1 pseudogene is annotated in these 380 nt (G+C 40.0%); it reads left to right on the top strand.

The features are described from left to right. Window positions 1-74: 74 nt before the first annotated feature. Window positions 75-380, top strand: a pseudogene (locus M987_RS23535) (hypothetical protein); the annotation flags it as partial.

Raw genomic sequence — 380 nt, 5'->3', positions numbered from 1 at the left:
GCCCACTAACGACGCAGTAGGCACGCTCGTTAACTTAGCGACCTGCTGTCCTAAGGCATGAAGGAATAAAAGAAATGAATGGAAAGTTATCTGCGGCGTTAATCTTAAGTTTTGCAGTGGTTTTGCAAGGGTGTGGTCATATAGTGAAAGGAAAGGACTCTATGTTAAATAATAAAGTGTCGACGCAGAAACAGTGTTTTGGGCGCTATGAGGTTGAACTACCTGATTACATGTATATGTATAGCGGAAATTATAACTTTGATAATTTTTATCTCGAAATGGTCACTGCGATAAGGTCAGACAATCCTACTCTTGAAAAAGACTGGGAGCAGTATATTAAAGATACTGTTGCACCAGATATGCGTAAGGATAGTATTGGC

The organism is Enterobacter soli ATCC BAA-2102, assembly GCF_001654845.1.
In the GTDB taxonomy this organism is placed as follows: Bacteria; Pseudomonadota; Gammaproteobacteria; order Enterobacterales; family Enterobacteriaceae; genus Enterobacter; species Enterobacter soli.
Note: the sequence above shows the minus strand (reverse complement) of the source record. Positions and strands in the feature narration are given on the sequence as shown.